Source organism: Streptomyces sp. NPDC048057, from assembly GCF_040653095.1.
Taxonomy (GTDB): domain Bacteria; phylum Actinomycetota; class Actinomycetes; order Streptomycetales; family Streptomycetaceae; genus Streptomyces.
The window spans coordinates 63,664-76,175 of the sequence record NZ_JBEZNF010000003.1 but is presented as its reverse complement, the minus strand read 5'-3'; the positions used below and the strand labels follow the sequence as shown (position 1 = coordinate 76,175).

At 72.1% G+C, this 12,512-nt stretch carries 13 protein-coding genes; 6 read left to right on the top strand and 7 right to left on the bottom strand.

Annotation, left to right across the window (positions count from 1 at the left end; all coding sequences use genetic code 11):
* Positions 1 to 58 precede the first annotated feature (58 nt).
* Complete coding sequence (locus tag AB0E05_RS03975; protein ID WP_361958351.1) at positions 59 to 535, top strand: DUF402 domain-containing protein; 477 nt, start codon at positions 59 to 61, stop codon at positions 533 to 535.
* A 14-nt stretch (positions 536 to 549) separates the two neighbouring features.
* Here the strand turns inward: AB0E05_RS03975 and AB0E05_RS03970 are convergent, their stop codons facing one another.
* The 4 genes from AB0E05_RS03970 to AB0E05_RS03955 are packed head-to-tail and all read right to left on the bottom strand — an operon-like array spanning position 550 to position 4,048.
* Positions 550 to 984 carry a GNAT family N-acetyltransferase gene (locus tag AB0E05_RS03970; RefSeq protein WP_361959066.1) on the bottom strand — a complete coding sequence of 145 codons (435 nt, stop codon included), beginning with the start codon at positions 982 to 984 and terminating at the stop codon, positions 550 to 552.
* Between the two features lie 19 nt (positions 985 to 1,003).
* A complete protein-coding gene (locus AB0E05_RS03965; protein WP_361958348.1) occupies positions 1,004 to 2,503 on the bottom strand; it encodes a tripartite tricarboxylate transporter permease in 1,500 nt (499 codons plus the stop codon).
* Between the two features lie 4 nt (positions 2,504 to 2,507).
* A complete protein-coding gene (locus AB0E05_RS03960; protein ID WP_361958345.1) occupies positions 2,508 to 3,068 on the bottom strand; it encodes a tripartite tricarboxylate transporter TctB family protein in 561 nt (186 codons plus the stop codon).
* Positions 3,065 to 4,048: a tripartite tricarboxylate transporter substrate binding protein gene (locus tag AB0E05_RS03955; protein WP_361958340.1), complete on the bottom strand. Its 984-nt coding sequence runs from the start codon at positions 4,046 to 4,048 to the stop codon at positions 3,065 to 3,067. The genes AB0E05_RS03960 and AB0E05_RS03955 overlap by 4 nt, the downstream gene beginning before the upstream one ends.
* Before the next feature lie 126 nt (positions 4,049 to 4,174).
* Between AB0E05_RS03955 and AB0E05_RS03950 the strand changes: the two genes are divergently transcribed.
* Positions 4,175 to 4,864, top strand: coding sequence for a response regulator (locus tag AB0E05_RS03950; protein ID WP_361959063.1), 690 nt, complete (start codon positions 4,175 to 4,177; stop codon positions 4,862 to 4,864).
* A 42-nt stretch (positions 4,865 to 4,906) separates the two neighbouring features.
* Here the strand turns inward: AB0E05_RS03950 and AB0E05_RS03945 are convergent, their stop codons facing one another.
* Entirely contained in the window at positions 4,907 to 5,353 is a 447-nt protein-coding gene (locus AB0E05_RS03945) for a pyridoxamine 5'-phosphate oxidase family protein (RefSeq protein ID WP_361958337.1), read from the bottom strand.
* Positions 5,354 to 5,720: 367 nt separating this feature from the next.
* Between AB0E05_RS03945 and AB0E05_RS03940 the strand changes: the two genes are divergently transcribed.
* Complete coding sequence (locus AB0E05_RS03940) at positions 5,721 to 6,698, top strand: lytic polysaccharide monooxygenase (protein WP_361958334.1); 978 nt, start codon at positions 5,721 to 5,723, stop codon at positions 6,696 to 6,698.
* 69 nt (positions 6,699 to 6,767) lie between these two features.
* On the opposite strand, the gene AB0E05_RS03935 is transcribed toward AB0E05_RS03940, so the two are convergent.
* The gene (locus AB0E05_RS03935; protein WP_361958331.1) at positions 6,768 to 7,649 is read right to left on the bottom strand and encodes an alpha/beta fold hydrolase; all 882 of its coding nucleotides are present in this window, start codon (positions 7,647 to 7,649) and stop codon (positions 6,768 to 6,770) included.
* A 161-nt stretch (positions 7,650 to 7,810) separates the two neighbouring features.
* A complete protein-coding gene (locus AB0E05_RS03930) occupies positions 7,811 to 9,256 on the bottom strand; it encodes an MFS transporter (RefSeq protein WP_361958328.1) in 1,446 nt (481 codons plus the stop codon).
* Between the two features lie 57 nt (positions 9,257 to 9,313).
* On the opposite strand from AB0E05_RS03930, the gene AB0E05_RS03925 reads away from it, so the two are divergent.
* From AB0E05_RS03925 to AB0E05_RS03915, 3 genes are all read left to right on the top strand, one after another.
* Positions 9,314 to 9,982, top strand: coding sequence for a TetR/AcrR family transcriptional regulator (locus tag AB0E05_RS03925; RefSeq protein ID WP_361958325.1), 669 nt, complete (start codon positions 9,314 to 9,316; stop codon positions 9,980 to 9,982).
* A gap of 328 nt (positions 9,983 to 10,310) precedes the next feature.
* The gene (locus AB0E05_RS03920; RefSeq protein ID WP_361958322.1) at positions 10,311 to 11,429 is read left to right on the top strand and encodes a DUF3533 domain-containing protein; all 1,119 of its coding nucleotides are present in this window, start codon (positions 10,311 to 10,313) and stop codon (positions 11,427 to 11,429) included.
* A gap of 194 nt (positions 11,430 to 11,623) precedes the next feature.
* Positions 11,624 to 12,493: an alpha/beta hydrolase gene (locus AB0E05_RS03915; RefSeq protein ID WP_361958319.1), complete on the top strand. Its 870-nt coding sequence runs from the start codon at positions 11,624 to 11,626 to the stop codon at positions 12,491 to 12,493.
* Positions 12,494 to 12,512: the final 19 nt, after the last annotated feature.

The window sequence follows — 12,512 nt, the reverse complement described above, 5'->3', positions numbered from 1 at the left end:
TCCATCACGCGCGCCCCGTGGGCGCGCCGGCGGAGCCGGAAGGGAAGGCGGACGGCACATGAACGTCGAGGTGCGTCTGGAGAAGGCGGGCAAGACCAAGATCACCTACCCGGCGGAGCTGGTCCGGGACGACGGCGACCACCTGGTGGTCCGCGCCCCGTGGGCCGCCCCGGGGGTGCGGGACTTCGGCTTCGTCCGGTTCGAGCCGGGGGACGTGTTCACCGAGCACTACTGGCGGACGAGGTGGTACGCCGTCAAAGAAGTGCGGACCGCGGACGGCACGCTCAAGGGCTGGTACTGCGACGTCACCCGGCCGGCCCGGGTGACGGGCCGTGAGCTGACCGTGGAGGACCTGGACCTCGACCTGTGGGTGTCGGCGGACGGTGCCGCGGTGCTGCGGCTGGACGAGGACGAGTTCGCGGCGAGCGGTCTCGACCGGCGGGACCCGTCGGCGGCGGAGCGTGCGGTCGACGCGCTGGCCGAAGTGGAGGCGCTGGCGCGCGGTGGCGCGCTGGCGGCGGAGTTGGCGGGCTGAGGTGGGACCCGCGACTACAGCGGCTTGCGGTAGTGGATGCAGTCGTACGCGCCGACCCGCCGCTCCATGACCTCGTAGCCGTAACGGGCGTACATGTTCTGGTTCTCCCACATCAGGGCGTTGGTGTAGAGCCGGATCTCGGTGAATCCGAGCTCCCGGGCCCGGCTCTCGGCCAGGCCCAGCAGGGTGCGGCCGAGGCCGGTGCCGCGGGAGTCGGGGTGGACCGCGACCGACTCCAGGAAGAGGTGGTCGCCCCGGGGCACCAGGACGATGACGCCCTGCACGGGCTCCCCGGTGACGAACACCCGCCCCGCCGCCACATCGGCGGCATGGTCCGCCTTCATCGGCGGGGGCACGACCCCGATGCGATCGATGTACTGGTGGTAGGCCGCGTCGGTGACCTTCTTCACCAGCGGCACATCGTCGACGACGGCGAGGCGGGTGTTCATGTTCATCTCAAATCCAGGGTCATGCGGACATGTTATTGCGGCGACGCAGCAGCACCTTCTTGATCAGTGGCCACGCCAGCAGGATCAGGATCACCACGTAGACCGTGACCGAGAACGCGGTGTTGAACAGGCCGCTGACGCTGCCGTCGCTGATCTGGAGGGCACGGCGCAACTGCTGCTCCGCACCCGGACCGAGGATCACGCCGATGACGGCGGGCAGCACCGGCAGCCCGTACCGCCGCATCCCGAAGCCGATCAGACCGATGATCAGCAGGATGACCAGGTCGAGGGCTTCGCCGCCGACCGCGTAGGCGCCGACGCCGGCGAAGAAGAGGATGCCCGCGTACAGGTAGGGGCGGGGGATCCGCAGCAGCTTCGCCCAGACCGGGGCCAGCGGCAGGTTCAGCGCCAGCAGCAGGACCATGCCGACGAAGAGCGAGGCGATCAGGCCCCACACCAGGTCGGGCTCCCGCTCGAAGAGCAGCGGTCCGGGCTGGATGCCGTACTGCTGGAACGCGGCGAGCATCACGGCGGCGACGGCCGTCGTGGGCAGGCCGAGGGTCAGCATGGAGACCAGGGTGCCGGCCGCGGAGGCGGACGCCGCCGACTCCGGTCCCGCGACGCCCTCGATGGCGCCCTTGCCGAACTCCTTCTTGTTCTTGGAGAGCCGCTTCTCGGTGACGTACGACAGGAAGGTGGGGATCTCCGCACCGCCGGCCGGGATGGCACCGAAGGGGAAGCCGATGAAGGGGCCGCGCAGCCAGGGCTTCCAGGTGCGCTTCAGGTCCGACTTGCCGAGCCAGGGGCGGCCGACCGGGATCGGCGGCGCACCGCCGCGGCGCAGGTGGGCGGCGACCCACAGGGCCTCGCCGATGGCGAAGAGCCCGACGGCGACGATGACGACGTCGACGCCGTCGGCGAGGTGCAGCGAGCCGAAGGTGAGGCGCTGCTGGCCGGTCATCTGGTCGAGACCGACGAGTCCGATGGTGAGACCGATGAGCAGGGAGGCGAGGCCGCGGATCCGGGAGGAGCCGAGGACGGAGGTGACGGCGATGAAGGCCAGCACCATGATGGCGAAGTAGTCGGGGGCGCCGATGTCCACCGCGAGGTCGGCGACCGTGGGCGCGAGGGCGACCAGCAGCATCGTGCCGATGATGCCGCCGGCGAAGTGGCCTATGGCGGCGGCGGCGAGCGCTTGGGCGCCGCGCCCCGACTTGGCCATGGGATTGCCTTCTATCGCGGCGACCACCGCCGCGCTCTCCCCCGGTGTGTTCAGCAGGATCGAGGTGGTGGAGCCGCCGAACATGGCGCCGTAGTAGATGCCGGCGAACATGATGAACGCGCCGGTGGGCTCAAGGCCGTACGTCACGGGCAGCAGCAGGGCCACCGCCATGGCGGGGCCGATTCCGGGCAGCACGCCGATCGCGGTGCCCAGCAGCACCCCGATCACTGCCCAGAGGAGGTTGATCGGCGTCAGCGCTGTGCCGAAGCCGTCGACGAGTGAGTTGAGCGAATCCATCGTGCTACAGCACCCCCATGAGCGGGCCGCCCGGCAGGGGAACGCCGAGCAGGTCGTTGAAGACGTAGTACGTGATGAGGGAGAGCACCGCTGCGATCAGCGGATCGCGGTGGAAGTGCCGGCTGCCGAGCGCGAAGGCCGCACCCCAGAACAGCAGGGCGCCGGCGATGGGGAACCCGATCGGGCTGATGAGGACGGCGAAGGCGAGGAAGACCCCGGCGAGCAGCAGGACGGTCTGCCAGTCGCTGGGCTCGCTCAGGTCGATGTCCTCGCCGCCCTCGGCCTCGCCGCGCCCGCCGCGCATCACGTCGACGGCGAGGAGCACGGCGATGAGCAGGAGGCCGACGCCGACCACGATCGGGACGGTCTTGGGGCCGACGGGGCCGCGCTGGGCGATCTCGACGTCCATGGTGAGGGCGTCGCCGAGGACGAGCACCCCGATGGCGAACAGCAGGACGCTGACGCCGAGTTCGGAGTGGTCGCGCAGCCAGGAGCGGAAGCCCTCGCGGGCCGGTCCGGGGGAGGTCTCCGTCGACTGCGTCGTGGGGGTTTCGTGAGAGCTCACAGTCCCAACTCCTTCAGCACCGTTTCCACGCGCTCGTTCTGCTCGTCGAGGAACTCGCCGAAGTCCTCACCGGCGAGGAAGGCGTCGGTCCAGCCGTTCTTCTCCAGCGACTTCTTCCACTCGTCGGAGGCGTGGAGCTTCTCGATCAGGCTGACCAACTTCTCCCGCTCGGTCTCGGAGAGGCCGGGCGGTGCGACGATGCCGCGCCAGTTGGTGAACTCCGTGTCGATCCCCGCTTCGCGCAGGGTGGGTGCGTCGAGCCCGGGGACCCGCTTGGGCCCGGTGACGGCGAGCAGCCGCAGCTCGCCCGACTGGATCTGGTCGAGGTACTCGCTCACCCCGGAGACGCCGAAGCCGACCTTGTTGCCGAGGATGGAGGCGAGCAGCTCGCCGCCGCCGTCGTACGGAACGTAGTTGACCGACTTCGGGGAGATGCCGACGGCCTTCGCCATCAGCATGGGCGCGAGGTGGTCGGGGCCGCCGGGCGAGGACCCGCCGCCGACCGACAGCTTGCCGGGGTTCTTCTTCCAGGCCTCCACCAGCTCCTGGATGGTCTTGTACGGGGAGTCCTTCGAGACGACGACGATGTCCTGCTCTTCGGTGAGCCGGGCGATCGGGGTGGTGTCGGCGAGGGTCTTCGGAGCCTTGTTGGCGTGGACGGCGCCGACGACGCCGAGGCCCATCGACATCGCCAGCTTGCCGTTGCCGTGCTCGCTGACGAGACGGGCGAGGCCCACGGTGCCACCGGCGCCCGGCAGGTTGAAGACCTCGATGTCATGGGTGAGGTCAGCGTCCTCGGCGTTCTTCGCCGCGGTGCGCGCGGTGATGTCGTAGCCCCCGCCCGGGGTGTTGGGGACCATGAACCGCAGCCCGGGGATCTTGCCGCCGGTGTCGGAGCCGTCGCCCGTGTTGAGCAGGGGCGGCCCCACCAGCACCAGCAACGCTGCCCCGAGCAGGGCGAGGGGAGTGCGCAATCGCACGTGAGCCGCCTCTCGGTAGGGGAGTGTGAAGTGGCCCACATGTTGCCGTCGCGTTAAGAAAGTGTCTCTCTTCCGGAATCAACGGACGTTGTGGTCATTGTGGTCGCGCCATAGCGTGAGCGCGTGATGAAAGTGCTGGTGGTGGACGACGACTTCATGGTCGCCAAGCTGCACAGCCGCTATGTGTCGGTGACGGCGGGCTTCCAGGTCGTCGGTGTGGCGCACAGCGGGGCCGAGGCGCTGCGCGCCGCGGAGCGGCTACGACCCGACGTCGTACTGCTCGACGTCTATCTGCCCGACATGGACGGGCTCACGGTGCTGCGCGAGCTGAGGGCCGCGGAGGAACGCGATCCGGGGCGGGCCACCGTGGACGCGCTGTTCATCACCGCCGCACGGGACGCGGAGGTGGTGCGCGCGGCGCTGCGGGCCGGCGCGCTGCACTACTTGATCAAGCCCTTCAACCAGACGGCGCTCCAGGAGCAGCTGCGCCACGTCGCCTCGCTGCGGTCCCGCTTCGACCGGCTCGGCGAGGCGCGCCAGGAGGACGTGGACCAGATCTTCGGGACCCGTCCGCCGGGCGCCCGGGGCCTGCCGAAGGGGCTGGCGCCGCACACGGCGGAGTTGGTGGAGCGGGTCCTGCGGGAGCGCGGGGGCGACCTGTCGGCGTCGGAGTGCGCCGAGGCGGGCTCGCTTTCACGGGTGAGCGCCCGGCGCTATCTGGAGTACTTCGTGGAGACCGGGCGGGTGGAGGTCACGCTGCGTTACGGGGGTACGGGTCGGCCGGAGCGCCGGTACCGGCTGGCCGGGGGTCGGTGAAGCGCCCGCCCGACCGGCCGGCACCGGCGCCCCCAGCGGCTCCTACGCCTCGCCGAGTTCGGCGCTGAGCCAGCGCTGCGGCCGCATGCGGACGACGAGTTGGGGTCCGTGCTCCCGTCGGGCGAAGGCCAGGTAGTCAGCGATCTTCTCGGGGTCGACGAGGTAGTGCCGGGTGACGTCTTCGAGTTCCTCGGGGGTGGCGTCGCTGATGCCGACGACCGGTCCCTCGACCGATACGTAACGCACAGTGGGCTCGGTCCGCTCGACCATCAGGGAGAACCGGCCGGCCTTGGTGATGAGCCGGGCCTTGCGCGAGTCGGCCGCCGTCATCACCCACAGGTCGCCGCCGGGCTCGTAGCGGTACCAGACGGGGACGGTGAGCGGCGCCCGGTCCTCCTCGCCCGAGTCCACCGACAGGGCGCCGATGTGGGGCTGGACGAGGAACTCATCGCGCTCTTCACGGGTCAGGACCTTGGCCAGGTGCGCCATGGGCTGTCTCCTTCGCTCGACGTGGATCTCCGTTGTCACTCGATGATGCATGTTGTGGCGGCACATCACGTGATGTCAGTCGATTTCCGGCCATCGGGCGCGATACGGGTGGCGAACGCCGGGTCGGCGGGGTGCAGCGCCCCTTCCTGAGCCCGTGCTTAGCGCCTCCTTAAAGCAAGGATAAGGATCATCATCATCCCCGCCCGGCAGGGGATTTCGGGGTGCGGAGGGGTTAGCTTTCTCGGCGTCGGAACTTGGTCCGGACCACCGCGTGTGAGGTGAACACGGGCTGCGCGGACGTCCGGGCCGGTTCCGGCTCCCCCCAAGAGCTCCAACTCCCCCCAGTGTTCCTGAGGAGTACGACACCATGACCGCACGCCGTAAGGTCACCACGGCCGCCTTCCTCGGTCTGGCGCCGCTCGCGCTGGCCGGGATCTCCGCCGCTCCGGCCGCCGCCCACGGCTCCATGGCGGACCCGGTCAGCAGGATCGCCGCATGTCACGCGGAGGGGCCGGAGAGCCCCGACTCCGCCGCCTGTAAGGCGCTGGTCGCCGCCGGCGGCACCCAGCCGCTGTACGACTGGAACGAGGTCAACCTGCCGGCCGTGGCGGGGCAGCACCAGCAGCAGATCCCCGACGGCAAGCTGTGCAGCGTCGGCCGGGACAAGTACAAGGGCCTGGACCTGCCGCGGACCGACTGGCCGACCACCGCGATGGCCGCGGGCCAGAAGACGTTCCAGTGGCGGGCGACCGCGCCGCACGTGGGCACCCTGTCGCTGTACATCACCAAGGACGGGTACGACCCGACCAAGCCGCTGAAGTGGTCGGACCTGGAGGCCCAGCCCTTCGTCTCCGTCACCAACCCGCCGCTGGTGAACGGCTCATACGTGTTCAAGGGCGAGGTCCCGAAGAAGACCGGCCGTCACCTGGTCTACTCGATCCTCCAGCGCTCGGACTCCCCCGAGGCGTTCTACACCTGCTCGGACGTGGCGTTCGGCGGCGGCACGGGCGGCGCCCCGGCGGCCAAGGCGCCCACCGACCAGCAGATCGAGCAGGGCGCGGGCAAGTCCTCCGTCGACCACGGCGGCCACGGCGGCGACACGCCCGCCGAGGTGAAGCAGAACGGCGCGTACGCGGCCGGGCACGAGGCCCAGGGGCACAGCGCCACCCAGGTGGCCGCCACCAAGGCCGCGAAGCCCCAGGGCGGCGACTCGGCGACGCTGGCGGAGACCGGCGGCGACGGGAACACCCCGTACATCGCCGCCGGCGGTGCGATCGTGCTCGCCGTGGGTGCGGGCGCCATGTTCGCCACGGCGCGGCGCAGGGCGTCGGCCGGCGGTCGCTGATCGCCGACGCTTGAGGGAGGCGTGAGCCTCCCGTGCGAGGGACTGCGCGTCCGTCGTCCGCTGAAGACCTCAGCCGATGACGGACGCGCAGTTCGTGGTGGTGGCGCGGGCCGGGTCGAGGGCGCCCGCGACCGCGTGGAAGGCGATCCGGTCGACGGTCCCGATCGCCACGTGCTCGGACGGGTCCAGCGGGCAGAGGTCCTGGAGCACCACGTTCTTCACGTTCGGCCCGGTCAGGAACTGCGACCGGTAGGGGGTCACCACCTGGTCGTAGCGGGTGGCGATGACGGTGTAGCGCACCCCGGGGACGGTGTCGCCGCCGGCGTTGAGCCGGGTCAGGAAGGGCGAGCCGACGATCTGGTCGGCGAGGGCGGGGGTGGTGGCCTTCAGCAGGCCCTCGACGCCGGGGAAGAAGGGCAGCAGCTTGGTCAGGCCCAGCAGGGTGGTGCCGCGGTTGCTGGGGGCCAGCCCGACGAGCGCGTTGACCTCCTCGGCTCCGCCGAGGAACTTGAGGTAGTGCCGGGGCATCATGCCGCCCTGCGAGTGGCCGACGAGGTCGACCTTCGCCGCACCGGACGCGGCCCGCACCCGGTCGACGAAGCGGTCCAGTTGGCGGGCGGACTCCTCGATCGGACCGAGCCCGTGGAAGAACGGGACGCCGGGGAGCTGCCCGTAGTCGAGCGAGTAGACGCAGTATCCGCGGTTGACCAGGTAGGGCGCGAGGCCCAGCCAGTTGTCGACCGAGTTCCCGAAGGTGCCGTGAACCAGCACGACGGGCCGCGGATGGGCGGCGGAGGGCCGGCAGGACCAGTCGTTCCAGCCGCTGCTCCGGGCCTGTGCACCGCCCCCGGCATCCGGGGCGGCAATGGCGGTGGCCGCCGGAGCGAAGCCCATGGCGGCGGCCAGCAGAAGCGCGGCGACGGGTCGTACGAAACGTTTCCACGGCAGCATCGAGCGGCCTCCTCGCAGCTCAAAGTGGGGGCGGTCCCCCGGCGGGGACCGGGCGGACCGTGCGACTCCAGTACTTGCTGTGCTCACGACAAGCTACGCACGGGTAACCGACGGGGGGAAGTTACGCGTCGGTAAAAACTGACCGCACATCAGGGCGACCGTCATGGGGCCCGCTCTTCCAGCCGCCCCTCGGCGGGAGCAGCGGACGGCCCGGCCGGTGCGGCGGCCCGCCGCGGCAGCACGCCGATCGCCACGACCGCCGCGACCAGGAAGAGGCCGGCGGCCACGGCCAGCCCGAGGGCGTACCCGTCGTTGAGCGCCGCGGGCCCCGCAGCCCCTTCGGTGCGGTGGGCGGCGACGGTGGCGAGGGCGGCCACGCCGACGGAGCCGCCGAGTTGGCGGGAGCTGTTGAGGACGGCCGCGGCGGCGCCGGCCTCGCCGGGCGCGACCCCGGTGGTCGCCGCGGCGGCGACCGGCGCCAGCACCAGCCCGGTGCCGACGCTCGCCACCAGCGACGGCCCGAGCACGTCGACGAGGAAGCCGCCGTCGGGGCTGACGAAGGCGAACCAGGCCAGCCCCGCGGCGGCCAACAGCGCACCGGGGACCAGGGACGCCCGGGGCCCGCGGGCCGCGGTGACGCGGATCGCGACGACGGTGCCCGCCACCAGGCCCGCGGTGAACGGGAGGAACGCGGCCCCGGTCGCGGCGGCCCCCATCCCGAGCACCTGCTGCATGTAGAGCGAGACGAAGTAGAACGCCGCGAACTGCCCCGCCGCCGCGAAGAACACCAGCACGTTCGCGCCGGCGACCCAACGGCTGCGCAGCAGGCCGAGACGGAGCAGCGGCGCCGCGGTGCGCGCCTCGACGCGACCGAAGGCGAGCAGCAGCACGGCCGCGGCACCGAAGGTGGCCGCCGTGACCCCGGAGGCCCACCCCACGGCGTCGGCGAGGACGACTCCGTACACCAGCAGACCGATGCCGCCGGTGGCCAGGACGGCGCCGAGCACGTCCAGCGGCTCCCGTCGCGCCGGGCGCGGTCCGATGGGCACGCCCCGCGCCACCAGCGCGAGGGCCGCCGCCACGACGGGCACGTTGACCAGCATCACCCAGCGCCACCCCGCGTACTGGGTCAGCAGCCCGCCCGCGAGCACGCCCACCGCTCCCCCGGCCGCGGTCACCGCGCTCCACACCCCGAGCGCCCGCACCCGCGCGGGCCCCTCGGGGAAGGTGGTGGTGAGCATCGCCAGCGCGGCGGGGGCGACCGCGGCGGCACCCAGCCCCTGCCCGGCGCGCGCGACGATGAGCTGCCAGGGCTCCTGCACCGCCCCGCCCGCCAGCGAGGCGGCCCCGAAGACGACGAGGCCCACGACGAACGTCGGGCGCTGGCCGTACGCGTCGCAGATCCGGCCGCCCAGCAGCAGGAAGCCGCCGAAGACGAGCGCGTAGACGTGCACCACCCACGACAGGTCGAGCGGCGCGAAGCCGAGCGCGGTGCGGATCGACGGCAGGGCGACGTTCACCACGGACATGTCCAGGGCGACGACGAACTGGGCGACGGCGACGGCCGCGAGGACCGTCCCCGGACTCCCCTTTAAGTTTTTATACATGTACGAAAACTAGCGCCCGTCGGCGGCGCTGTCGATGCGCTGGGGGATGATGAGGCCATGCCGCAACCGTCCGCACCGCGCAAGTCCCCCGGCCGACCTGCTCGCATCTCCCGTGCCGAGGTCATCGAGACGGCCCGCCGCATCGTGGCCGACGAGGGGGTGGGCCGGCTGACGATGCGCCGGCTGGCGGCGGAGGTCGGCAGCACGCCGATGGCGCTGTACCACCACGTCCGCAACAAGGAAGAGCTGCTCGTCCTGCTGTTGGACGACCACGCGGCCCGCACCCTGCGCCGCCCCGAGCCGCACGCCGACCCCCGCGAACGCGTCGTCGCCGCCGCCGTGGCGATCCGCGAGGCGCTGGCCGCCTTCCCCTGGGTCGTCGAGGTGCTCGTCGCCGACGACCTCACGTCCACGTCCGCGCTGTGGTTCGTCGAGCAGATCGTCGACGGCCTCGTGGAGTGCGGGCTGACCCCCGAGCGCGCCGTGCACGGCTACCGCGCGATCTGGTACTACACCGCCGGCGAGATCGTCGTCCGCGCCACGGCGGCGAGGCGGCGGGCGCAGGACGAGCGGACGACGTACCGGGACCAGGTCTTCGCCGAGGTCGACCCGGAAGAACTCCCCCGACTGGCCGAGGTCGCCCCCCACTGGGCGCGCCTGACCGTCGAGGACACCTACCTCGACGGCCTCAGATCCCTGGTGAACGGCCTCCTCCCCCACGGCTAGGCCGTGCCCTACGCCTCTGGACGAAGTCGCCGTACTCCTGCCTGCGGGAGCGTTGGTCTCCGCACCACCGAGCCGCAGACGGACGGGGGTTCAGGGGCGCGGGGAACTGCGCGACAAGCCCACCACCGAGCCGCGGTGGTCATGGCTCCCGCAGGGGAACGGCGAGGGTTCTCAGGGGCGCTGGGGGTACCACCACGCCCCCCTGGGCACAGGGGGAGAAACTGCGCGACCGGCCCGGCACCGGGGCGGGCGCACCACCGGGCCGACCGCGTAAGCCATTCGGCTCCGCCCGACTGCGCGCCGCCGCCGGCCCGTCGAACGTGGGGCCATGACGCCGACTTCCGACGACCCGCGCCCCGCCGCCACGAAGACCGATCCGCCCCGCCCCGGCTTCTTCGACGAGGTCAGGGACGCGGTGCACGTACGGGCCGCGCTGTTGATCATCGGCGTGCTGGCGTTGCAGCTCGGCTTCATCACCTCGTACATCGGCGCCTTCCACGACCCGAAGCCCAAGGAGGTGCCGATCGCGGTCGCCGCGCCCACGCCGGCCGCGGCGGAGCAGGCCGTGCGTCGGCTCGGAGCGCTGCCCGGCGATCCGCTCGCCCCCCGGGCGGTGGCCGACGCGGCGAGCGCCGCCGCCCAGGTGCGCGACCGGGACGTGGACGGCGCCCTGGTCCTGACCACGGGCGCCACCGACCGGCTGCTGGTGGCCAGTGCCTCCGGCGCCTCCCTCTCCGAAGCGCTGACCGCGGTGGTCACCCGCTCGGAACGGGCGCAGGGCCGCAGCGTCGACGTGGTCGACCTGGTGCCGAACGCCCCCGGCGACGCCCGCGGTCTGACCTCCTTCTACCTCGTCATCGGCTGGTGCGTGGGCGGCTACCTGTGCGCGGCCGTGCTCGCGATCAGCGCGGGCGCCCGCCCCGCCAACCCCGCCCGCGGACTCATCCGACTGGCGGTGCTGCTGGTGTACGCGGCGGTCACCGGGCTCCTCGGCGCGGTCATCGCGGGCCCCGTCCTGGACGCCCTACCAAGCGGCGTACCGGCCCTGTGGGGCCTCGGCACCCTGTTGGTGTTCGCCGTCGGCGCCATCACCCTCGCGCTCCAGGGGCTCGCCGGCATCGTCGGCATCGGGCTGGCGATCCTGCTCGTGGTGGTCCTCGGCAACCCCAGCGCCGGCGGCGCCTATCCGTATCCGCTGCTGCCCCCGTTCTGGCAGGCGATCGGGCCCGCGCTGCCACCGGGCGCGGGCACCTACGCGGCCCGCTCCCTGACCTACTTCGACGGCAACGGCGCGACCGGTCCGCTGCTGGTCGTCGCCGCGTGGGCCGCGGGCGGCGCCGTGGTGACGATGGTCTGCGCGTTCCTGCGCCGCAGGGCGAACGAGCGGGACGGCGCGCCGCCCGGGACGGCGGCTGCCGGTGGCAGCGGGACGCCCCGGGGGGCGTAGTACCGGCGCACGGTCGCGGAACCTGCACGCGACGTCCGCCGCATCTGCCGCCCCGCGATACCGAAAGCGCGAGCTTCCGGCCGTGGAATGGGTAATCATCAAGGGGTCGGGGAATGCACACACTTCATGGCCGTCAGCCCGCACGGTGCCGTGTCGGACACGGCCCGGGGCGCAAGGGACATAAGGGGGCGGGGGTGCGACGTCGGGTGTGCGCGAAGGACGGGCGCCATCTGATGACGGAGCAGTTGGGGGACCCTCGGGGCAAGCCGGTCTTCCTGCTCCACGGCACTCCGGGCAGTCGGCTGGGGCCGGCTCCCCGGGGAATGGTGCTCTACCAGCGCCGCATGAGGATGATCGTCTACGACCGTCCGGGCTACGGAGGCTCGGACCGGCTGCCGGGGCGCACCGTCGCCGACGTGGCCGAGGACGTCCGCGCCATCGCGGACGAGATGGGTCTGGAGCGGTTCTCCGTCGTCGGTCGTTCGGGAGGTGCGCCGCACGCCCTGGCGTGCGCCGCGCTGATGCCCGACCGGGTCGACCGGACCGCCGCGCTGGTCACGCTCGCGCCCCGGGACGCGGACGGACTGGACTGGTTCGAGGGCATGACCGCGTCGAACGTGGACGCGTACACCTCCGCCCTCGACGACCCCTCCGGACTCGCCGAGGTGTTCACGCACCGCTCGGACGAGATCCGCAAGGATCCCATCAAGCTCCTCAACGACCTGCGGCGCGAGCTGCCCGACTCGGACCGCATGATCGTCGCGGACGCCGGCGTGCGCTCGATGCTGCTCCGCAACTACCAGGAAGCGCTGCGGATGTCGGCGTGGGGCTGGATCGACGACGCCCTCGCCTTCAACAGCCCGTGGGGCTTCGACCCGGCGGACATCACGGGTCGGGTGATGCTCTGGCACGGCGAGCAGGACGTCTTCTCGCCGGTGGGCCACTCCCGGTGGCTCGCGGAGCGCATCCCCGGCGCCACCGCCGTCCTCGAACCGGCCGCCGCGCACTTCGAGGCGCTGCACGCCCTGCCGCGCATCCTCACCTGGCTGATCGAGGACCTGTAGCTCCGGTGCCATGAGGCGG